Annotated in this window: 19 protein-coding genes; 9 read left to right on the forward strand and 10 right to left on the reverse strand. The window is 60.0% G+C overall.

Annotation, left to right across the window (positions count from 1 at the left end):
- Positions 1-4 precede the first annotated feature (4 nt).
- The 3 genes from H7C18_RS12945 to H7C18_RS12955 all read left to right on the forward strand — a co-directional run bounded on the left by H7C18_RS12945 (position 5) and on the right by H7C18_RS12955 (position 6,257).
- A complete protein-coding gene (locus H7C18_RS12945; protein ID WP_185129488.1) occupies positions 5-1,609 on the forward strand; it encodes an SWIM zinc finger family protein in 1,605 nt (534 codons plus the stop codon).
- Positions 1,606-4,656, forward strand: a complete 3,051-nt coding sequence (locus tag H7C18_RS12950) for a DEAD/DEAH box helicase (protein ID WP_185129489.1) — start codon at positions 1,606-1,608, stop codon at positions 4,654-4,656. The genes H7C18_RS12945 and H7C18_RS12950 overlap by 4 nt, the downstream gene beginning before the upstream one ends.
- Before the next feature lie 518 nt (positions 4,657-5,174).
- Entirely contained in the window at positions 5,175-6,257 is a 1,083-nt protein-coding gene (locus H7C18_RS12955; RefSeq protein ID WP_185129490.1) for a Gfo/Idh/MocA family protein, read from the forward strand.
- Between the two features lie 678 nt (positions 6,258-6,935).
- Here H7C18_RS12955 and H7C18_RS12960 read toward each other — a convergent pair.
- From H7C18_RS12960 to H7C18_RS12980, 5 genes are all read right to left on the reverse strand, one after another.
- Positions 6,936-8,708, reverse strand: coding sequence for an ABC transporter ATP-binding protein (locus H7C18_RS12960; RefSeq protein WP_238357669.1), 1,773 nt, complete (start codon positions 8,706-8,708; stop codon positions 6,936-6,938).
- Positions 8,686-10,449, reverse strand: a complete 1,764-nt coding sequence (locus H7C18_RS12965; RefSeq protein WP_185129492.1) for an ABC transporter ATP-binding protein — start codon at positions 10,447-10,449, stop codon at positions 8,686-8,688. Before H7C18_RS12965 ends, H7C18_RS12960 begins: the two co-directional genes overlap by 23 nt.
- A gap of 339 nt (positions 10,450-10,788) precedes the next feature.
- Positions 10,789-11,769 carry an aldo/keto reductase gene (locus H7C18_RS12970; protein WP_185129493.1) on the reverse strand — a complete coding sequence of 327 codons (981 nt, stop codon included), beginning with the start codon at positions 11,767-11,769 and terminating at the stop codon, positions 10,789-10,791.
- Between the two features lie 100 nt (positions 11,770-11,869).
- Entirely contained in the window at positions 11,870-13,141 is a 1,272-nt protein-coding gene (locus tag H7C18_RS12975) for an MFS transporter (protein WP_185129494.1), read from the reverse strand.
- A 213-nt stretch (positions 13,142-13,354) separates the two neighbouring features.
- Complete coding sequence (locus H7C18_RS12980; RefSeq protein ID WP_185129495.1) at positions 13,355-13,780, reverse strand: MarR family winged helix-turn-helix transcriptional regulator; 426 nt, start codon at positions 13,778-13,780, stop codon at positions 13,355-13,357.
- 192 nt (positions 13,781-13,972) lie between these two features.
- Between H7C18_RS12980 and H7C18_RS12985 the strand changes: the two genes are divergently transcribed.
- The 3 genes from H7C18_RS12985 (at position 13,973) to H7C18_RS12995 (ending at position 15,436) form a co-directional block, all read left to right on the forward strand.
- Positions 13,973-14,377, forward strand: a complete 405-nt coding sequence (locus H7C18_RS12985) for an OsmC family protein (protein WP_185129496.1) — start codon at positions 13,973-13,975, stop codon at positions 14,375-14,377.
- A 104-nt stretch (positions 14,378-14,481) separates the two neighbouring features.
- On the forward strand, positions 14,482-15,000 hold the full coding sequence (locus H7C18_RS12990; protein ID WP_185129497.1) for a DUF6036 family nucleotidyltransferase: 519 nt from the start codon (positions 14,482-14,484) through the stop codon (positions 14,998-15,000).
- On the forward strand, positions 14,975-15,436 hold the full coding sequence (locus H7C18_RS12995; RefSeq protein ID WP_185129498.1) for a hypothetical protein: 462 nt from the start codon (positions 14,975-14,977) through the stop codon (positions 15,434-15,436). Before H7C18_RS12990 ends, H7C18_RS12995 begins: the two co-directional genes overlap by 26 nt.
- Before the next feature lie 65 nt (positions 15,437-15,501).
- On the opposite strand, the gene H7C18_RS13000 is transcribed toward H7C18_RS12995, so the two are convergent.
- The gene (locus H7C18_RS13000) at positions 15,502-16,881 is read right to left on the reverse strand and encodes a dipeptidase (protein ID WP_185129499.1); all 1,380 of its coding nucleotides are present in this window, start codon (positions 16,879-16,881) and stop codon (positions 15,502-15,504) included.
- A 182-nt stretch (positions 16,882-17,063) separates the two neighbouring features.
- Between H7C18_RS13000 and H7C18_RS13005 the strand changes: the two genes are divergently transcribed.
- Both H7C18_RS13005 and H7C18_RS13010 read left to right on the forward strand, forming a co-directional pair.
- Positions 17,064-17,375 carry a hypothetical protein gene (locus tag H7C18_RS13005; protein WP_185129500.1) on the forward strand — a complete coding sequence of 104 codons (312 nt, stop codon included), beginning with the start codon at positions 17,064-17,066 and terminating at the stop codon, positions 17,373-17,375.
- Between the two features lie 45 nt (positions 17,376-17,420).
- Complete coding sequence (locus H7C18_RS13010; RefSeq protein ID WP_185129501.1) at positions 17,421-17,708, forward strand: transporter; 288 nt, start codon at positions 17,421-17,423, stop codon at positions 17,706-17,708.
- 283 nt (positions 17,709-17,991) lie between these two features.
- Here H7C18_RS13010 and H7C18_RS13015 read toward each other — a convergent pair whose 3' ends face one another.
- Positions 17,992-19,134, reverse strand: a complete 1,143-nt coding sequence (locus H7C18_RS13015; RefSeq protein ID WP_185129502.1) for a glycerate kinase — start codon at positions 19,132-19,134, stop codon at positions 17,992-17,994.
- Between the two features lie 119 nt (positions 19,135-19,253).
- Here H7C18_RS13015 and H7C18_RS13020 point away from each other — a divergent pair, with 119 nt between their 5' ends.
- On the forward strand, positions 19,254-19,727 hold the full coding sequence (locus H7C18_RS13020; RefSeq protein ID WP_185129503.1) for a hypothetical protein: 474 nt from the start codon (positions 19,254-19,256) through the stop codon (positions 19,725-19,727).
- A gap of 75 nt (positions 19,728-19,802) precedes the next feature.
- Here the strand turns inward: H7C18_RS13020 and H7C18_RS13025 are convergent, their stop codons facing one another.
- The 3 genes from H7C18_RS13025 to H7C18_RS13035 form a co-directional block, all read right to left on the reverse strand.
- Entirely contained in the window at positions 19,803-20,594 is a 792-nt protein-coding gene (locus tag H7C18_RS13025; protein WP_185129504.1) for a DUF4367 domain-containing protein, read from the reverse strand.
- Positions 20,575-21,168, reverse strand: a complete 594-nt coding sequence (locus tag H7C18_RS13030) for an RNA polymerase sigma factor (RefSeq protein ID WP_185129505.1) — start codon at positions 21,166-21,168, stop codon at positions 20,575-20,577. The genes H7C18_RS13025 and H7C18_RS13030 overlap by 20 nt, the downstream gene beginning before the upstream one ends.
- 152 nt (positions 21,169-21,320) lie before the next feature.
- Entirely contained in the window at positions 21,321-21,770 is a 450-nt protein-coding gene (locus tag H7C18_RS13035) for a hypothetical protein (RefSeq protein WP_185129506.1), read from the reverse strand.
- Positions 21,771-21,988: the final 218 nt, after the last annotated feature.

Genomic DNA, 21,988 nt, shown 5'->3' on the forward strand with positions numbered 1-21,988 from the left:
CCATATGACGAAGATCGCCGACGACCAGTGGACGCTGCTGATCGAGGACGTCGCCGAGCGCTTCGACGACCTGACGTTGAAGCGCGGTTTTCAATATTACAAGCAAGATCGCATTCGGGAAATGGACATTTCGGACGATTCGCGCCGGATCGATGCCGAGGTCATGGGTTCGAAAACTTATCTCGTCTCGATCGATCTCGACTTCTTCGGGGCGAGCCGGTGCGAGTGTCCCGTTCAAGGGTTCTGCAAGCACATGGCCGCGGCCTTGCTTGCGTACGCCGAAATGAACGAACGCCCCGTGCAGCAGTTGGCGAACGCCCGCCTGATTGCCGGCAACCCGGCGTTTCCCGCGGCCTCCAAGCCGCAGCCGCCCCAGTCCGCCGCGGCCAAGGAAGCCGCTCGGCTTCCCGAGATGAGCCTGGAGGAATGGCGCGAATGGTTCCAGCTATGCGCCAAGCCTTACGACAACGAGACGCGCAACCCGTCCTACGTGAATCGGGTGCTTCGGGCTTTCGACGCCGACAGGCCGAAGCTGCCTCCCGTGTTGGAGCCGCTGTTCAAGCTGCACGCTTCCCTGTTTCTTCTCGGCAAGCTGATGCGCCCTTACCGCCGCGAGAACTCCCACTTCGGTTCCTACCTTCCTTATTATACGGAGATGGCGATCGGCGAGCTGCAGAAGCTAGTCATCGCCGGACTGGAGACCGAGCTTCCGCTCGGAGACGACCCCGCCCTATGGGAGCGGGTATACGAGACCGTCGCCTATCTGCGCAAAAGAATGCTGACGGACGACGGTACGGAGCCTTATTTTGCCGACTGCTACTATTTGGTATGGATGAACTGGATCAGTCCGCACCTGAAAGACCTGCAGCCCGTCACCGGTGAGCTGGATCGCCTGAAGGAAGCGGAGAACGAGCTCGGTTCCACGCTTCAGCGGCAGCCGTGGCTGCTGGCCCAATGCCGGATGAACTTCTATCTGGGCAACGATCCGGCGGCATGGCAGCTGCTTCGGGAGGCCGCGGACGAGAAGCGGCAGCTGGACCCCGACGAACTGCTTTACTACTTATGGGAACTGCGGGAAGCCGAAGTGTGGAAGCGCCTGTCGGGCTGGCTGGATGTCGCCGGACCGCTGCTGCGCAACCGCCGCGGCGATGCGCTGCGCCGGTATTTCGAATATTGGGAAGCCGCGATCCCCCACGTTCCGGATGCCGCCGAACGGATGTGGAGCCTTCTGTCGGACATGCTCCCCTGGACGCAGGCGCTTTACGAAGAAAAGCTGCGCGAACACGGGAGATGGCGGGAATGGATGGATCTCCAGCTTTGCACGGGCCAGGAGCCGCTCGCGATGCGCGTTACGGATCTTCAGCCGATGGAGAAGGAAGCGCCGGAGCTGCTGCTTCCGTTTTATCACCAAGCCGTTGAACGGCTCGTCCTTCAGAAAAACCGGTACAGCTACAAGGAAGCGGTCAGGCTGCTCAAACGGCTGCAGAAGCTTTACAAGAGATTGAAGCGGGAAAATCGCTGGGAGACGTTCTTCTCCTCGTTCAACGTTCGAAACGGACGGCTGCGCGCACTGCAGGAGGAATTGCGGAAAGGGAAGCTGCTGTCATGAAGGTAGGGGCACAACTGCGCGTCAACGTCGCGCTGAGCGAATACGGGGATGCGCTGATCTACGGGATGATCGACGATTACGACTACGTGTCGGGCCTGCATCTGAAGCATCTGCTGTTCGCCTGGCACGAGGATTCTTACTACGGCACGGAGCTTGCCGTGCAGACCGTCCGCGACGTCGAAGCGGTCGTTCTGCCGGCCGAGATGGTCGTTCCGTTCTTTGCCGCCCCGGTCTTGCTGCGCCATATCGATTGGGATTGGGGAGACGAAGCCTCGCTTCTGCTGAAGCTGGCTCCCGATCTGGCCGGCTGCACGGAGACGGGCAAGTTCGCGCCGGACCTGGACGCGTTTCGCGGCGGCGAGCTGCAGTGGACGTGGGACGATGATGCGCTGGAGGAGTCCGCCCGAACGGCGGTTGCAGCCGGCGGCGCGGACGAGTCTTTCCTGCGCGGGCTTCACGCCGCATTCTCGGCGGCGGTGTCCCGCTCCCATTACGGCACGGAAGCCGCCGCCGCCGACTTGCGCCGGGAATATCCGGCGCTGTTCGCCCGGGACCCGGCCTCCGCCGCCGGCATGGATCGGCAAGCGTGGCTGGTCGCGATCGGCTGGAAGGCGGATGCGGCGCCATTTCGGCCGGCGCTGCAGCTGCTGGAGCCGACGGACTTCCCGGAAGAGGCGGAGCCGGAAGCAGGGATGCCAGGATCGGGAGATCTCTCCGACGGATTGGCGGCTGGCTGGAGCCGGGGTGCGGCTCTCGATGGGGAGCCGGAATGGCGGCTGCGGCTTGTCCTGCAGGATAAGCGGGACGAGTCGGCCGTCTGCCCGGTACGCCTAACGGCCGACGGAACCGTGCTGGGGACGTGGCCCGACGCTTGGACGCCGTTCGTGCGGGAGCGGGCGGGCGGCTGGCTGGAACGGTTGAGGGCGGCGCTGCCTCCCGGACGGCTCCGGCTCGCGGGCGACGGCGGCGATGCGCTCGGCGCGCCGCTGGACGACGAGGCGGCATGGCGGTTCCTGAACGCCGACAGCCGCCGCCTGCTCGACGCCGGGTGGCAAGTGCTGCTGCCGGCGTGGTGGGAAGAAGCCAGCCGGAAGCGGCCGCGGCTGCGCGCCAAGATCCGTTCCGGACCGGGCTCGCGGTCCGGGCGCTCGATGTTCGGCCTCGATGCGATCATCGATTTCGACTGGCGCGTCGCCATCGGGGACGCGGACCTCACCGAGGCCGAATTCATGGACCTGGCGGCCCGCAATGCGAGACTCGTCCGCTTTCGCGGCCGGTGGATCGCGCTCGACCCGGCCTTGCTGGCGCAAATTCGCCGGGCGATGGCCGGGGTGGACAAGTCGCAGGGGCTGTCGTTCCAGGACGTGCTGCAGCTTCATCTATTGGGTGCCGGCGACGAGGGCCCGGACGGCGGAGAGAACGGGGAGGAACTTGCGGAGCAAGCGGCCCGGGTGCGCATCGAGGTCGAGCTGAACGAGCATCTGGCGAAGCTCATCGGCCAGCTCGGCCGGCAGTCGGAATGGCCCCGGCTGGAAGCGCCGGCCGGGCTGCGCGCGGAGCTGCGCAGCTACCAGCAGGAAGGCTTTTCCTGGCTCGCTCTCCTCGGACGCTTCGGCCTGGGCGCCTGCCTCGCCGACGACATGGGCCTCGGCAAGACGGTGCAGCTCATCGCCTATTTGCTGCATCGCCGCGAGAGCTCGGAGGCGGCGGATGATCTTCATCCGGCGTTGATCGTCTGCCCGACCTCCGTGCTCGGCAACTGGCAGAAGGAGCTCGCCCGCTTCGCCCCGTCGCTGGCCGTAAGTCTGCATTACGGCGGCAAGCGGCTGGCCGGCGAATCGTTCGCGGACGAGGCCCGCCGCGCGGACGTCGTGCTCACCTCCTATGCGACGGCTTCGCTCGACCAGGAGATGCTGGCGGATTTCCCGTGGGGCGTCGTCTGCCTGGACGAAGCGCAGAACATCAAGAACGCGCAGACCAAACAGTCCGCCGCCGTCCGCAGCTTCCGGGCGCGGCACCGGATCGCGCTGACCGGCACGCCGATCGAGAACCGGCTGGCGGAGCTGTGGTCGATCTACGACTTCATCAATCCCGGCTATCTGGGCAGCTCGCGGGCGTTCCAGGAGCGGTTCGCCGGCCCCATCGAGAAGGACCGCGACGAACGGCGAACGGCCGATCTTCAACGGCTGGTCAAGCCGTTCATGCTGCGCCGCAAAAAGAAGGATCCGGCCATTCAGCTCGATCTCCCGGAGAAGAACGAGATGAAGACGTTCGTCAACCTGACCGCCGAGCAAGGCGTGCTGTACGATCAGACGGTAAACGATCTGCTCGAGCGGATGAAGACGTTGGAAGGGATCGAGCGCAAGGGAGCGATTCTCGCCGCGCTGACCCGATTGAAGCAGCTATGCGACCATCCGTCTTTGCTCGAGAAGGACTTCTCGCTGCCCGAACCGGACGCCGCCGACGAGGCCGCTGTCGCGGCGCTCGTCGCCCGTTCCTCCAAGCTGGAGCGGCTGCTCGAGATGGTGCGGGAGGTGAGGGACGAGGGTGAACGCTGCCTGATTTTCACCCAGTACATCGGCATGGGAGAGATGCTGCGGACCGTGCTGTCGCGGGAACTGGAGGAGCCGGTTCTCTATCTGAACGGGAGCGTCTCCAAGACGGCGCGGGACCAGATGATCGAGCGGTTCCAGTCGCAGTCGCTGCCGCCCGGCGAGCAGCCCGGCGTTTTCGTTCTGTCGCTCAAAGCCGGAGGCGTCGGCCTGAACCTGACGGCGGCCAACCACGTGTTCCACTTCGACCGCTGGTGGAACCCGGCCGTCGAGAACCAGGCGACCGACCGCGCTTATCGGATGGGACAGACCCGCGACGTTCAGGTCCACAAGTTCATCTCGATCGGCACGCTGGAAGAGCGGATCGACGAGATGCTCGAGAGCAAGCAGCAGCTCAGCGACAACGTCATCTCTTCTTCCGAAGGCTGGATCACCGAGCTGTCGACCGACGAACTGCGAGAGCTGTTCACGCTTCGGCGGGAATGGGTCAGGTAATGGCCGCAGCCGGTTCCATCGCGCAAGACCATCGTCAGGAAACCGCGGGGCCGTTTCGCCGGAAGGCGAATCGGCCGCGTTTTCTAGATTTCGCGATGGTCTTGGGCCATTCTCGCGATAATCATCGGCCGCTCTACGGCTTAGCCTTGACAGCCTTCGCCGGATCCGCGTGCCCGGATTTTTAGTTAAAATTTGGAGTTGTGGATTGCAAACTCCGGGCACCATGCTCCGGGCATTGGCTTTGGCTCCGGGATTTCGGACTCCGCCATGTCTTCTCTGCCGCGCCACGCTCAAGAGACGAATCTGATTACTCTTTTTCGGAGCTCTTCGCAATATTCCGTCCATGAGACGAATATGATTACTCTCTTTCGGAGCTCTTCGCGATATTCCGTCCATGAGACGAATCTGATTACTCTTTTTCGGAGCTCTTCGCAATATTCCGTCCAGGAGACGAATCTGGTTGCTCACTTGCGAGATTTCTTCAGAATACATATCCATGGGAGAGGATGAAATTGCGGATGAAAAGCGAAGGACCGGTTCCATTCGGCATCATCGGCCACGGTTGGAGAGCCGATTTTTATTTGCGGATCGCGCGGGAGCTGCCGGAGCGGTTCGAGGTTGCCCGCATGCTTGTCCGCCGGGAGGAGACGGCGGCGAAGCTGCGCAGCGAGTGGGGCGTGGAGGCGTTCACCGACATAGACGCGTTCCTCGACGGATCGGAGATGCCGTTCGTCGTCGTCTCGGTGCCCCGGGATGCTTGCGCGGTTTACATACGCGAATTGGCGAAGCGCGGCGTTCCCGTGCTGGCCGAAACGCCCCCGGCGCGGGACCTGGCCGGACTTACCGAGCTGTATGCGGCGGTCGGCCCGGATACGAAGGTGCAGGTGGCGGAGCAGCTGCTGTTTCAGCCTATGCACGCGGCGCGTATCGCGCTCGCCCGTTCCGGACGGCTCGGGCCGATCTCTCAGGCGCAAGTATCGGTATCTCACGGCTATCACGGCGTCAGTCTGATTCGCCAGCTTCTTGGCGTCAGCTTCGAAGACGCCGAGATTCGGGGCGAGCGTTTCCTCTCGCCGATCGTCCAAGGCCCCGGAAGAGACGGCCCGCCCAAGGAAGAGGCCGTCAAGATGACCCGCCAGGATCTGGCGACGCTTCGGTTCGGCGACCGGCTCGGCGTATTCGATTTTACGGGCGAACAATACTTCTCCTGGATTCGAAGCAGCCGCGTGCTCGTGCGCGGACTCCGCGGCGAAATCGTAAACGAAGACGCAGCTTGGCTCGAGAGCTTCGACACTCCCGTGTTGACCAAGTTCAGCAGAGTGGACAACGGGTTCGGCCCCAATCTGCTCGGGCACCATTACAGCGGCGTTCTGCTCGGCTCGGAATGGATCTACCGCAACCCGTTCGCGCCCGGCAAATTAACCGACGACGAGATCGCAATCGCGACGGCGCTCGACAAGATGGCCGACTACGCGGAAGGCGGTCCTTCTTTCTACAGCTTGGCGGAAGCTTCGCAGGACCATTACCTCGGCATGTTGATCGACCAAGCGATCGAATCCGACACAACGATCGTGTCCGAACGGCAAATTTGGCATCCGTGACGTATTGCATGAGGTGGACGCCGCGAACGAGAAGATTAGTCTGGTTTCAGACTAAGTCCACGCTCCAGAAGCTGCGAACGAGAAGATTAGTCTGATTTCAGACTAAGTCCACGCTCCTGAGGCTGTGAACGAGAAGGTTAGTCTGATTTCAGACTAAGTCCACGCTCCTGAGGCTGTGAACGAGAAGATTAGTCTGATTTCAGACTAAGTCCACGCTCCTGAGGCTGTGAACGAGAAGGTTAGTCTGATCTCAGACTAAGTCCACGCTCCACAGGCTGTGAACGGGAAGATTAGTCTGATTTCAGACTAAGTCCACGCTCCACAGGCTGTGAACGAGAAGATTAGTCTGATTTCAGACTAAGTCCACGCTCCACAGGCTGCGAACGAGAAGATTAGTCTGATTTCAGACTAAATCCACGCTCCACAGGCTGTGAACGAGAAGATTAGTCTGATTTCAGACTAAGTCCACGCTCCACAGGCTGCGAACGAGAAAGTTAGTTTGTTTTCAGACTAAGTCCGCTCGTCAGACCCTACGAACGAGGAAATTCGTTTGATCTCAGATGATCTACCGACTCTGGCCGCACGAACGCGTGCCGATCGAGAACAAAAAGAGCCGCAAAAGGACCGGGAGCGATTCCCGGTTGCCTTCTGCGGCTCTTGCGGCTCTTCGCCGATTCCTTATCCCGCGCCCAGCTCGACGAGGCCCCGCGAGTGCCGGTAGAGCTGCTCGTAGTAGCCTTGCTGCTCAAGCAGCTGCGAGTGGGTCCCCTGCTCGACGATCCGGCCGCCGCTCATGACGATGATCCGATCGGCTTGCATGACGGTCGACAACCGGTGCGCGATGACGAGCGTCGTCCGGTTCTCGGATACGACATGAAGCGCCCGCTGGATGAGCTGTTCCGTGTAGGAGTCCAGATTGGCGGTTGCTTCGTCCAGGATGAGGATCTTCGGCTGGAACACGATAATGCGCGCGAACGAGATGAGCTGCTTCTCGCCCGCTGACAAGCCGCTTCCCCGCTCCGACAGCTGCGTGTCGTAGCCGTCCTTCATCCGCCCGATCAGCGCGTCGGCTCCGACGAACTTGCACGCCCGGATGACCTGCTCGCGCGAGATCGTCTCGTCGAACATCCGCACGTTGTCGACGATGCTGCCCGAGTACAGATACGGCTCCTGCTGCACGAGGCCGACCAGTCGGTGTAGCCTCTGCTGCGGCAGCTCGCGGATATCGATGCCGTCGATCGTTACGCTTCCTTTCCGCACGTCGTAGAACCGGCACAGCATGCTGATCAGCGAGCTTTTTCCCGCCCCCGTCGTTCCGACGATGCCGATCATCTCGCCCGGCTCGATATGGAGATCGAGGTCATGCAGCACGGTGCTGCCTTCCGCGTAGCCGAATTGAATGCGATTGAAGTCGACCTTCCCCCGCATTCGGCTCAGCTCCACGTTCCGCGGCTCCTCCGCGTCCTCCACTTCGGGCTGAACGGAGAACAGGTTCCAGATCCGGTTGACCGAGACGATCGTCGACTGAAGCGTGTTCCACTGCTGCGTGATCGTGCTGATCGGCTGGAAGAACTGGCGGATATACGTGATAAAAGCGTACAGGACCCCGAACTCGATCGCTTTGTCGAACACCGCGATACCTCCGAGCCATGCGACGAACGCGACCGACAAGCTGCTCAGCATATCGAACGAGCGGTTAAAAAACACGTTGGTGCGAATCTCCCGCAAGTTGGCGCGAAAATAAACCTGGTTGCGGTCCGTGAACCGGTTCTGCTGTTCCTTCTCCTGATGGAACGACTGGATCAGGCTCATGCCGGCCAGATTCTCCGCCGCGAAGGCGATCAGCCGCGACAGCGCGGTCCGCGAGTTCTGATACGTCTTGCGCATGTACGAGCGGAAGCTGATGGCGATCAGGGCGATAATCGGCAGCAAAATCAGGCAGTACAGCGTCAGCCTCACGTCCAGCTGGAACATGATCACGATGATGGAGATGAGCGTAAGGCCATCCCGTACGACGCTCAGAAGCACTTGGGAGAAAAACTGGTTGAGCGTCTCCGTGTCGCTGGATACGTTGGTGATCAGACTTCCGCTCGGCATCCGGTCGAAAAACGACATCGACAGCTTGCTGATGTGCGTGAACAAGTCTTTGCGGATGCGGGCGATGATGCTCTGTCCGGCAAATTGCAGCAAGTTGTTCTGAAGATACGTGAACACGAAGCTTCCGATCGACATCGCCAGGTAGACGATGCAAATCATGAGCAGCGAATGGTAGTCGTTCTTGCCGATCCTGATGTTGTCGTCGATCGCGATCTTGACCAGATAAGGCTGCGCCAGGTCCGCCGCGATCGCGAGCAGCGTGCAGCAGAACACCAGCAGGAACGTCCAGAGGTGCGGCCGCGTATAGGAGAACAAGGAACGGAAAACGGAACTAGAGCGCTTGGAGTCCTTCATCGTCGAAGCTCCCCTCCTCCTGGATGGCATGAAGGGTGGCGTACAGGCCAGCCTGATTCAGCAGTTGTTCATGCGTCCCCCTCTGAATGATGCGCCCTTCGTCCAGCACGACGATCTCGTCCGCGTGCTTCAGCGCGCTGATCCGGTGGGCGATGACGATCGTCGTCTTGCCCTTGCGCTCCTCCCGGATCGTGTCGATGATGCTTTTCTCCGTCACCGCGTCGACGGCGCTGACGCTGTCGTCGAGGATCAGAATCGGCGAACGCTTGATCAGGCCCCGGGCCAGGCTCGTGCGCTGCCGCTGTCCCCCGGACAGCGTGACGCCGCGCTCGCCCAGCTTCGTCTCGAAGCCGTCGGGAAACTCCGTGATGCTGCGGTAGATTTGCGCCTGCTTGGCGGCGTCCTCGACTTTGTCGAGCGCGGAATCCCGCCGGTAAAAAGCGATATTGTCGCGAATCGTCGTGCTGAACAGGAAGCCTTCCTGAGGCACGTAAGCAATCTGGTCGCGAAGGCTCTCCAGCGTCAGCTCGCGTATGTCCTCGCCGCCGATCCGGATCGTGCCCGCGGGCGGATCGTACACCCGCAGCATCAGCTTGATCAGCGTCGTCTTGCCGCTGCCGGTCTTGCCGAGAATGCCAAGCGTTTTGCCCGGTTCGACGCGCAGCCGAATATCGTTCAGCGCGGGACGCTCGGAATCCGGATAAGCGAACGTCAAGCCGTCGATCTCGATCGCCGCATGATCCAGGCTGCACGCCCGGGCGGATTCCGCTTCCTGAATATCGCCTTCCTTGGACAGCAGATCGTTAATCCGCTCGAGCGACGCGCGCGAACGCTGCATCGTATTGATGACGTTGCCGATCTGCTGCAGCGGGTTGACCATCATGCGCACATACAACGACAGAGCGACGAAGTTGCCGAGCGAGATGCGGTTGTGAATCGTCAGATACCCGCCGTACACGATCGTAATGACCAGCGACAGCGCCCCGAGAAACGGAATGAGTGCCTGGAACAAAGACGAGACGCGCACAAGCTTCAGCTGATTGTCGCGGATGCGGTCGACCGTCGCTCCGAACCGGCCGATCATGATCGGCTCCACGGCGAACTTCTTCGTGACGCGGATGCCGCCGAATTGCTCCTCGGCGGATTCCGTCATTTTGCTGAGCGACTCTTGGACGGTCAAAGAGCGCTTGCGGATGACGGGACCGAACCGGGTGACGAGCCAGGGAATGAAGAGCAGCGGCAGGATACAGACGACGATGAGATAAAGAGGGATATGGCTTAACAGCATCATGGCCAGCGCGGAAAAGATCAGGATAATGGCATTCGTCGTCTGGTTGATGCCCTGAGAGATGGATTCGCGGACGGAGGTGACGTCGTTCATGACGTAGCTCAGCATTTTGCCGACCCCGTTCTTGGAATAGAAGCGTTCGCTCAGCGTGGTGAAGTGGGCGAACAGTCTTTTGCGCGTGTGGAATTCGAACAATCGTCCCAACCGCATGACGATGAACTGGCCGGATCCGCCGAGTACGCCGAATCCGACGCCGACGGCCAGGAGCGACAGGCTATATTCGATAATCAGAGGGCGAGTCATGTGCCCGCCTTGCAATTGGTCGGTGAATTGGCCGAGCAGACGGGGATAGAACGAGTTGATGACGTTGGCGGCGGCGATGAACAGCACGGCGAGCAAGTAGAGCATCCATTTCGATTGCACATAGTCCCTAAGGACTCGTTGCGATCTCAAGCGGCATCCCATCCTTACGTTAATAGCATTAAATATTTCTCATCTTTCCGGTGAACTGCAAGCCTTTCCATTCTAAAACTTTTCCCCTGCACGAACAAACCCGACGAGGGGGCATTTCGCCCCGGTTCGCCGCTCTATCGGCGATTGAAGGACCGACGGACGGATATTTCGCCCGGTTAATCGCCGTTATCGCGATTGTAGCGCCAGCTTTGGCTTAGGGCAAAACCGGCGATCCCTCCCGAGTTGAGAGACGGCCATCTTGGCCTGACTGCGCTGGTCGCAGCAAAGCAGCCCCTTCGGCTCTAAGGCCAAGGGGCTGCTTCCATAGAGGAGTGCGGTTTAAATGCCGCCCAGCACGGGATGCGGGACGTAAGGCTCTTCGAGCCGCGCGACCTCTTCGGCCGACAGCTTCAGCTCCAGTGCCGCAACGGCGTCTTCCAGATGGTGCGGCTTCGTGGCGCCGACGATCGGCGCGGTTACGACGGACTTCTGCAGCACCCAGGCGAGCGCGACCTGCGCCCGCGGAACGCCGCGTTCGGCGGCCACTTCCGCGACGCGGTCCACGACCTTGCGGTCGGCTTCGGCCGTGACGGAATACAGCTTCTTGCCGAATTCGTCGGTCTGCGCCCGCTCGGTCGTCTCGTCCCAATCGCGCGTCAACCGGCCGCGGGCGAGCGGGCTCCACGGAATGACGCCGATGCCTTCGGCTTCGCACAGCGGCAGCATCTCGCGCTCTTCCTCGCGATAGAGCAGGTTCACGTAATTTTGCATCGAGACGAATCGCGTCCAGCCATGCCGCTCGGCCGTATGGAGCGCCTTCAGGAACTGCCAGGCGTACATAGACGACGCCCCGATGTAGCGGGCTTTGCCGGCTTTGACGACGTCGTGCAGCGCCTCCATCGTCTCTTCGATCGGCGTATGCGGGTCCCACCGGTGAATCTGGTACAGATCGACGTAGTCGGTGCCCAGCCGCTTCAGACTGTGATCGATCTCGCTTAGGATCGCCTTGCGCGACAATCCTCCGCCGTTCGGACCCGGACGCATCCGGCCGTGCACCTTCGTCGCGATGACGACCTCGTCGCGGCGGGCGAATTCGCGCAGCGCGCGCCCGACGATCTCCTCGCTCGTGCCGTCGGAATACACGTTGGCCGTGTCGAAAAAGTTGATCCCCAGCTCCAGCGCCTGCCGGATGAACGGCCGGCTCTTCTCCTCGGTCAGCGTCCAGGCGTGATTGCCCCGGTCCGGTTCCCCATAGCTCATGCATCCCAGGCACAGCCGCGATACGTCCATGCCGGTCCGCCCCAACTTCCGGTACTCCATGCTCCGAATTCCTCCTCCGCGATCTGCTTTTTTCGAATCTCCGACCTCTTCCTCCGTATTTTATCAGATTTCGCTTTCGAATAGGTAGCCGTAACGCCCCTTACGCCTTCATCGCCTGGGCGAACGATCTCTCCTTGGCGACCCGAACCGCCATAACGGAGGCGAAGAAGCAGACGAATCCCGCGGAGACGAAAGGCACCGTATAGCTGCCGAACCACTCCCGCATCGCGCCGGCGCCGTAAGCCGCAACGGAAGCGCCGATCTGGTGCGCCACGACGATCCAACCGAACACCATGCCCGCCTTCTCCTTGCCGAATGCGTTCGACGAGAGCTTGACGGTCGGCGGAACGGTGGCGATCCAATCGAGACCGTAGAATACGGTGAAAATGGTCATTTCGGTATACCCCAAATGAAGCGCGTAAGGAAGGAACACGAGCGACAGCCCTCTCAGCCCGTAGTACCAGAACAACAGCCAGCGGCTGTCGAACCGGTCCGAGAGCCAGCCCGAAGCGGTCGTGCCGACGAGATCGAACAGTCCCATCAGCGCCAGGAACGAAGCCGCGACCACTTCGGAGATGCCGAAATCTCCGCAGGCCGCGATCAGATGCGTTCCGATCAGGCCGTTCGTGGAATAGCCGCAGAAGAAGAACGTGCCGGCGAGCAGCCAGAAGGTCGGATGGCGGACGGCTTCGCCCAGCGTTTGCAGCGGAGCCAAGAAGATGTTCCCCTTGAACGGCGTTGGCGGCTCGATCCGATCCGCCCCGTAAGGAGCCGCTCCCACATCGGACGGGCGATTCCTCATCCAGAGCGCGACGATTACCAGCAGGGCGACGATAAACCCGGCCGACGCGTACATGGCCGTCCGCCAGCCGGAGTCGACCGTAATCTTGGCCAGCAGCGGCAGGAACAGCAGTTGCCCGGTGGCGGCGCTGGCCGTCAGCATGCCTAGCACGAGCCCTCTATGCTTGACGAACCAAAGATTCGTGACCGTTATGCCGAGAACGTTAGCCATCAGACCGGTGGCGATTCCGCCGAGCAGCCCCCACAGCAGTTCGAACTGCCAAAGGGACGTCATGAGCGGCGTCACCAGAATGCTGGCCGCCAGTGCCGCCAGCGCATAGACGATCGTCCGCCGAATGCCGTACTTCAGCAGGAACGCCGCCGAGAACGGCCCTGTCAATCCGTACAGGAAGATGCCCACCGAGACGACGCTGGAAATGCCGGAACGGCTCCAGCCGAACTCGTTTTCGAGCGGCTCGATCAGAATGCTGGGCATCGACCGAATGCCCGAGGATACAAGCAAAGCGGCGAACGTGATGGCGATCACGATCCAGCCGTAAAAAAACTTTTTGGAGCCGCGAGTTGAATTCATTGGATTCTCCACCTGTCCCATTCTATTTTGTTTGTACATACAAAATATAAAAGTATGAAATTCCTGCAAAAGTGCAGGCTTCGGAAGTCTCAGACGCTTGCTTTTGCTTGCTGCGATGAATATTCCTGCACTTTCGCAGGCTTTCTCTTCAAACAAGCCCTAACCCCCAGGAAAACCTGCATTTCTGCAGGAAAGCTGCATGAACGAGAAACCTCACATTTTTTCCAACTCTAAACTTGCTTGCAGCAGATCGATCGAGAGCGCATCGGAACTTTCCGTCCCGAGAACGGCCGCGTAGGCGTCGTGCAGATTGCGTGAAGCTTGGCGGATTGTCCCTTCCAACTCTCTGCTCTTGTCGGTTGGGAATACCTGAACCGATTTGCCGCTGACTTGGCGTTCAACCAGCTTCTTCGCCTCCAGCTTATCGACGAACCGCGTCAGCGTCGACGGCGTCACGCTGAGCTTCTCCGCCAGCTCCTTCTGCGTGATGCCGGGAAGACCGTTCACGAGCAGCAGCAAGTATCCGTACATCGGAGTGAGGCCGGTCGGGGCGAATTGTTCCTCCGCCAGCTTCGTGATGGTGCGGCCCAATCGATTGGCGGTGAAGAACAGGCAGTCCCTCAAAAAGCTGTCGTTCATATCGCTCGCCCTCCTTCTTTTTATTTTGTATGTACAACAAATATAAAGGGTCGCCGGTTTGATGTCAAGCAGATTTTGGATAAAATTAATTTTGCCTATATTCACGGACTATAAACATTAAAGCTTTTATATATTTTCCTTCTATTTAATCAAGCGCGATAATGAGGATACTCAAGGACAGGAGGCCATCCGATGATCGTTTCGAAAAGCTTCGGCGAGAAATATCGCACGGAAATCAGCAACGGGTCGGTGACTTTGCATGCGGATGTCGCCGAGGAGAAGGGCGGGCAAGGCGAAGGGTTCCGACCGCACGATCTGATCGAGGCCGGCTATGCGGCATGCCTAAGCATCACGGCCCGAATGGCGCTCGATCGCATGGGCGTCGACTGCGACGGCGTTACGGTCGAAGTCTCGCTGGATCGCTCGGTTGAGGATCAGGCGGTATTTCGCTGGCGTCTCGATATCGCGGGAGACGTCGGCGAGGACGTGAAACGCGCCGTGAGAAGAACGATTGCGAAATGCCCCGTCAGCCGCACGCTCAGCCGGTCCCTGAGCTTTTTGAACGTTGACGGCCAGGAGCAGGGATCGGACAAATAAGCGAAAACAAGCCGCCGCCGGATATGGCGATCGGAGATTAAGAAACTGTAGTATACTGAGTGTAAATCGCAGGGTGTCGGCGGGGCTTAAGGAGGGTGGCGCGTTTGAACGAAGACGACGTTTACGATTCCAGGGAAAGCATACTGAACTTATTCGACGAAGTGGATCGGGATCTTAACGGCCAACTTCCAATCGAAGTCTATGTAGTCGGGTATTCCGCCATCGTTCTGGCTCGCAAAAACAACCGCGGTTCCAACGACGTCAATATTATTCCTTCACGCTTCTCGCGTGTATTTGCCCGGCATGGATTGGAAATTTTCGATGAGCATTATTTTTATTTGCCGGCCGGCTACAAATCCAGAGCCCATGAAGCGGAACGGACATACCGCTCCCTGATTGTTAAATATGCGGATCCGCACGATATATGGTTTACGAAGCTGGGCGCTTTCCGTACCAAAGATCAAACCGATATGGTTGAAATGATCCGGGAGGGGATCGTCGATCCGCGGAAGCTGGACGATCTGTTCGAGCAATGGAACGAGCAATGGTTTAACGGCAGCGATGAGCTTGTTCAAAACTATGCGGAGGTGAGAAAAAATGCGGCCTCAAACGATCATCCCTGAGACGGAATACGTGGCCGCCTTTACCTTATATGTTAGGAACTTGGCCGAAAAATGGTTGGGTTCGTCCCTCGAATGGGAGAATCCGCCGTCCATTCTAAGCGCGATCGAGCGGGAAGCTCCGTCCAACCATCGGGTAACGTATTTAAAATATCTTCTGCCGCTTGTCGATCCGTCCTATGCGGGCTCGCTGCCTTCCGGTTTCCGGCTTTCCATGCGCAAGGTTTTGTACAATATGCGCAGGAACGGACTGCCCTACAACGATTACCTGCTGCTTCGGCTATGCGACATTTTGCTGAAGGATGCCGATCTTGCGGAGCTCGTCACTTCGCCGCTTCCGGAAGATTACAAAGATCTGCAGAAGCTGCTTTGGACGTTCGCGCAAGCATTCCGAAAAAAGGTGCGGAAGCGGTACTCCGGCCAAGAAGAGATCATCTGACACCAAAATCCGCCCGATTGCCCCGTAGAAGAGGCGATCGGGCGGATGTCGTTTACGGCCGGCGCTTAGACGGAAGCTTGAGCCGCCTTGTGCAGGTAGCTGACGATGGTCAGCAGCCCTTTGTCGAAGTTGTCGAGGCTGAAATGCTCGTCGGGCGCGTGCAGGTTCTCGTCCGGCAGGCCGAAGCCCATCATGACGACCGGCGCTTGCAGAACGCTCGCGAACGTGGCGACGACCGGAATCGAACCGCCGTCCTTCGTGAAAACGGCGCGTTGTCCGTACACTTCCTCATAGGCGTCCGCCGCGAGCTGCAGCATCGGATCGGACGGGTCGCACGAGAACGCGATCGCCTTCTCGCCCGGTTGAATGCGGAGCTTGGCGCCCGGCTGAAGATGCGAGTTCAAGTGGCGCTCGATCCGGTCCAGCGTCGCTTGCGGGTCCTGGCTTCCGACGAGCCGGCACGTAATCTTGGCGTGCGCTTCCTTTGGAATGACCGTCTTCGTCCCTTCCCCTTGAAAGCCTCCCCATACGCCGTTCAGCTCCAGCGTCGGCCGGGCTCCGGTCCGTTCGACGAACGAGAACCCTTCTTCTCCGTACAACGCGGTCAATCCCAGCTCGGAGGCGAGTTTCTTCTCGTCGGGGTTGTAGCTGGCGAGCTGCTCCTTCTCCAGAGAAGTCAATTCGGGCACGCCTTCGTAAAAGCCTTCCACCGTCACGCGTCCCCGCTCGTCGTGCAGCGTCGCCAGCAAGGACGTCAGCGCGTGAAGCGCGTTCGGCACCGCTCCGCCGTATAGACCCGAATGCAGGTCGGTCTTCGCCGTAGAGACGGTCACTTCCAGCGAGCAGAGGCCGCGCAGGCCGGTGCAGATCGACGGCTTGCCCGGCTCCAGCAGCGACGAGTCGGAGATGAGCACGGCGTCGGCGGCCAGCTTCTCGCGGTTGGCGGCGAGAAATTCCGGCAGGCTGGCGCCGGACACTTCCTCTTCCCCTTCCACGCAGAACTTGACGTTGACCGGAAGCTCGCCTTCTTGGCGAAGAATCGCCTCCACCGCTTTGACGTGCAGGAACAACTGTCCTTTGTCGTCCGTCGCTCCCCTGGCATAAATTTTGCCGTCGCGGATGTCCGGCTCGAACGGCGGCGTCGTCCACAGGTTCAGCGGATCGACCGGCTGCACGTCATAATGGCCATAGATCAGCACGGTCGGCCGGCCCGGCGCCTTCAGCCGTTCCGCATAGACGATCGGGTGTCCTTTCGTCTCGTGAATCTTGACCTTCTCCATTCCCGCCCGGGTCAGGGCGTCGGCCAGCCACTTCGCCGCGGCGTTCACGTCGGGCTTGTGCGCCGTCAAAGCCGAGATGCTCGGAATGGACAGCCATTCCTTCAATTCGTTCAAATGCCGGTCTTTCGCTTCGGCGAAATATTCGGGGTATCGGCTCGCGGACATGGCGGCACCTTCCTCTCGCAATTGGAATTCATTTTCCCAATTTTAGCATTCCTTCCGCGTCATTGCGAAATCCTGCCGGAGCATGCCGAAAAAAATCCGTTCCGCATCCGCCCGCCCGGGTACCGCTCCCTGGGCATTCGCATACGATATCGAAGCGCACCAGAAGAATGGAGGTTCGAACCATGAGCTTGCAATACGGCGGACGCGCCGAGCCGACGACGATTTACGAGTGCGACGGCCAGACTAGGGAAACGTTGTCCGGAGTCAGGGACCGTCTGCACCAGATATGCTTGCCGCATACGAACCGGGCGGTTCGGGTCGAGACGGTCGACGGCGACGTGTTCGAAGGTCATATACTCCACGTCGACCGCGGGGTCCTCTACCTGCGGCAGGAGAATGCCCCCCACCGCGCCTTCTTCCCGTATCCCAATCCGTACAGCAATTTCGTGCTCCCGTTGGTCCTGTTCAACTTGCTGACGATTTCGCTTCTGTAAAAAGAACCGCCGGCCGACCCTGTACATTAGGAAGGAGATGGAAACATGGCCTTTATGCCGCCCATGGGCCCTCAAGGCTCTCTGCAGGCACCCACCGCGCCTCCGCCGCAGTTCGTTCCGCAGCAGCCTCCCCAAACGTTTGCGGTAGACCCCGGCGCCATCGCCGGCTGCCTGTTCCGCCAGACCTACGTTTGGCTTCGCAACGGCAATAGCTTCTGGTTTTACCCCGTCTTCGTCGGACGCACGTCGGTAGCGGGCTTCCGGTGGAACGGACGCTTCTGGTTCTATACGGGCATTGACCTGCGGCAGATCGTTTCGTTTACCTGCTTCTGACCGAAAAAACCGGGAAAGGGCGGCGCCGGCCGTCCTTTCCCGGTTTTTATGCTTTCCCTCGAGGCACCGCCACGCTCCGTTAGCCGATTTTCTCGGCTATCTCCAGCCCTTCGACCCTCCGCCACGCTCCGTTAGCCGATTTTCTCGACTATCTCCAGCCCTTCGACCCTCCGCCACGCTCCGTTAGCCGATTTTCTCGGCTATCCCGGCCCCTTCGGCCCTCCGCGAAGCTCCGTTAGCCGATTTTCTCGGCTATCTCCGGCTGCGAGGGCCCGTCCGTGTTTTAACGCCTGCCCAACGAAGCCGAGTAAAGCCGGATGACCCGTTCCGCGCTGTCGGCAAGCAGGCCGTATGCGTTCGCCATCGCTTCCTCGAGGCGCATCGGGCCGTTCGCCGCGGAGAAGACGCTCGTGACTCCATGCTCGTACAGCGCTTCGATTCCCGGACCGATCGAGCCGGAGATCAGAACGACCGGCACCCCTTGCGCCCGCGCGGTCAAAGCCACGCCGTAAGGCGTTTTGCCCATGGCCGTCTGGAAGTCGCTCCGCCCTTCCCCGGTCAGGACGAGCGAGGCGCCTTGCACTTTCTCGGCCAGGCGACCGGCATCGACGACCAGCTCGATCCCGCGGCGCAGCTCGCCGTTCAGGAAGGCCAGCACGGCCGCGCCTAGCCCACCCGCCGCGCCGGCCCCGGGAGCGTCCAGAACCGGGACGCCGAGCTTGCTCTCGATCATGCGGCCCCAAATCTCCAGATTGCGGTCGAGCGCGTCGACCATCTCCGGCGTCGCCCCCTTCTGCGGGCCGTACACGACGCTTGCCCCGCGGGGACCGCACAGCGGATTGTCCACGTCGCAGGCGACGCTGAACTCGCACTCCTTCAGCCGCGGATCCATCCCGCTCACGTCCAGCTCGCGAAGCCGGTCCAGATACCCGCCCCCGTAAGGCAGCTCCTCGCCGCGCTCGTCCAGCAGCCTGCCGCCCAGCGCCTGCACCATGCCCGCTCCGCCGTCGTTCGTCGCGCTTCCGCCCAGACAGATGACGAAGCGGCGGCAGCCCTGCGCCAGCGCGTCGGCGATGAGCTGGCCGGTGCCGAACGTCGTCGTCAGCAGCGGATTCCGGCCGGCTTCCGGGATCAGCGTCAGGCCGGACGCCTCGGCCATCTCGATAACGGCGGTGCTCCCGTCTTCCAGGATGCCGTACTTGGCAAGCACCGGCTCGCCGAGCGGATTCGCGACGGTCGCCTCGCGAAACCGTCCGCCCATGGCATCGACCAGGCTCTGAGCGGTTCCTTCGCCGCCGTCCGCCATCGGAACCGCGACGATGTCCGCGTCCGGAAGCGCGCGGCGGATCCCTTCCTCCATCGCCCGGCAAGCCTCGATCGCGGACAAGCTCCCTTTATAGGAATCAGGGGCCAATACGATTTTCATGCAAAGATCTTCTCCCCTCGACAAAAATCGAACTTTTTTCCTAAAATCACGCAACCTATTTGCCCTGTCTGTAGTAGATTCTAGTGGAATGCAAATGATCCTTCAAGGAGGCGAACGATTTGAAATCGAAAACCAAGCGCTTGGCCGTTGCAGCCGCATCACTCGCAGTTCTGTTTACATTCGCAGCCGCGCCGTACTCCTCGTCCGCGGAGACGGTTGCCAAAACCGCGCCGCCTCCGATCGAGTTTCGTCCTTTGACCGATTATACCGGTTATACTTATTTGCTGTCGTCTTCGCGTTCGATCACGGACAATCTGAACCAGACGGCCTCCATTGCAGTGTCTACCCGAACCAAATCTATCGTCGACGAGGTCGGCGCGATCGTCCAACTGCAGCAATGGACCGGCTCGGCTTGGGTCGATAACGGAACGGCGTCGACCTTAAGCGCCGCGAACACGAACTTCTTATCCGGCACCTCCGCCAAATCGGCTCCATCCGGATATTACTACCGCGCGAAAGTGATCCATTATGCCAAGAAGAGCGGGGTTACGGAACAGGTGACCGAGTATTCCGATTCCATACAGATTCAATAAAAGCGAAAGGGAGCCGTCACCCGGGTCTTCGCGGACCCGGGAGACGGCTCCCTTCTTTTCCCGGCAGCGCTCGGCCTAAGGCAATTGGATTTGTTTGCCGACCTGCAGAATTTGCTCCCGGTCCAGATCGCCGGCTATGGAAACGTACAGCTGTCCGTAACGAAAATCCAAGCCGGAATATCCGTCATTCGTCAAGAAGAGATACCCCTGCTTTCCATCGATGTCGAGGATTTCGAGCTTGCCGGCGTTCTCGTCGTAATCCGACGAGATCTTCTCGCCGGTCGCGATCTGCTTGATCAGAATCGAATAGCCTCCGTTGACCTTATCCTCCAAGTGCGAGTAGATCAGGCCGGCGAGGTTCGCTTTGTCCTTCTGGAACGGAATCGACACCATGACGTGATCCAGCGTATAGCCGGGAGGGACGTACCCGATGGCCGGAGGCTTGAAGGAGAGGTTCTTCTTCGCTTCCTCCCAGCTGTCGTAGTTGACTTCCGTCGAAACTCCGATCGTCTCGCCCGCTTCATGCTCCTCCCGGGAAGGCGGTTGATAACCCGGCGGGGGGGCGGTCTTCGGCTTGGTCGTCACCACCGTCTGGGAACCGATCACGACATGGACCAGGCCGTCTTGAACGTTCTGAAGGCTCTCGAAAAACGGAGCGAACGCCCGCGAGAACGTAGGGGTCCCGAACAGGAGAGCGCCGAGAACAAAAGACAACGCGATGTAGGGCAGCATTCGCAGCCGGTTCCAGGGACGCCGCCTTCTGCGCTTCAGCTTTTTCTCGACTCGCTGCCACGACGCCTCGAAATCCGGCGTGAAGTCGATATTCCGGGCGGCCTCTTCGAACGCTTTATCGAAATCTTCTGGCATCCGACGGCTCCCCCCAACGTTTCAGAAATCTTTTGCGAACGGCTTCGCGCGCCCGATGCAGCTTATGCTTGATGGTCTCTTCGCTCGTGTTCAGCATCTCGGCCATCTCCTTATAGCTCAGTTCCCGCTTCCAGCGGAGCTCGATAAGCGCCTGGTATTCCGGCTTGAGCTCGCGCAGGCACTCCCCGACCGTCTCCGACATGATCTTCAGTTCGATCTCCGTCTCGACCGACTCCGAGGAACGTATGATCTCCTGGTCGCTCATCATGAGAACGTTGTCGACATCCGTTTCGTTGCGCCTGTTCTTTTGCTTGCGCATGAAGCTGTAAACCGTATTCTTCACGACCGTGCGAATCCAGCTTCTCAGCTTGACGTCGTCCGCGATGTCCGGCACATGCGAGACGACCTTCAGAAACGAGTCTTGGATGAGGTCTTCCGTGGAGGCGTGATCCCGAACCATAAAGTAGATAACTCCATAGACGAGCTCGTAGTATTCCTTATAGATCTCTCTCTGCACCGAGGAATGAAGCTCCTCGAAATTGCCGGAGGACAAGAGCGGCAATTGGCTTGGCATAAACGGACCTTTCCCCTCCCCCAACAAAGCCCCGCTTGGGAAAATAGATGCGGACTTGTACCGTGACGCTTCCTGAATTATACAATAACGTCACGGCCGTTGGGGGGTTTGAACGAAAAATGTCGTTTATCGGCGCAACGCCGCCGCCCCCTTCAGTTTGTCGATTCCTCGTAAAACAACCGCAAAGCCATGTTGATGGAGGCGGCCGCCGCCTGGGTCGTCCGACGGTCCGCGGCTCCGTCCGCTCTCTGCATGATGTTCACGATAAAATTCCGGTAAGTGAGGATGACGAGCTCCGTATGCGGGGACGGCTCCTCTTCCGCTTCGGAAGCGAAGTCCCACGTCATCCAATCGTCGCACATCTCCGATTCCGCGTAGGAGAACCGGACGTGCAGCCGAACGCTGCGTTCCTCGTTCTCGTAGATGAGCACCCCAAGAGGGATCGGCTCCCGAACCGAGGAATAGCCGGCCAAGGAAGTCTTCTCCGCCAACCGAAAGCCCGGAATCGCCAACGCCTTCGCCAAGTGTTCGTCCAATCGTTCGGCGATTGGTTGCCGGTCCGCGACCGGCCCCGATGAATTCGCGTTCTCCTGAGTATGCATAACCCGGCTCCTTCTCTTGAAATCTTCTATCTTAAGTAACACTTTCGGGACGGCTTAGGTTGCAATTTTTTTGAAGGCGTATTCAACCCGATGCCGATTCCGCTAAAATGAACTTATCATTAGGTCCGGCGAAGCAGGTTGTCACGATGAAGGCAGACGCCGGTCTCAAAGGGAGGTGGCAGGGATCATGATGACGACGCTAGAGTGAAGGGCTGAAA

It is taken from the genome of Cohnella zeiphila, assembly GCF_014212055.1.
Classification (GTDB): domain Bacteria; phylum Bacillota; class Bacilli; order Paenibacillales; family Paenibacillaceae; genus Cohnella; species Cohnella zeiphila.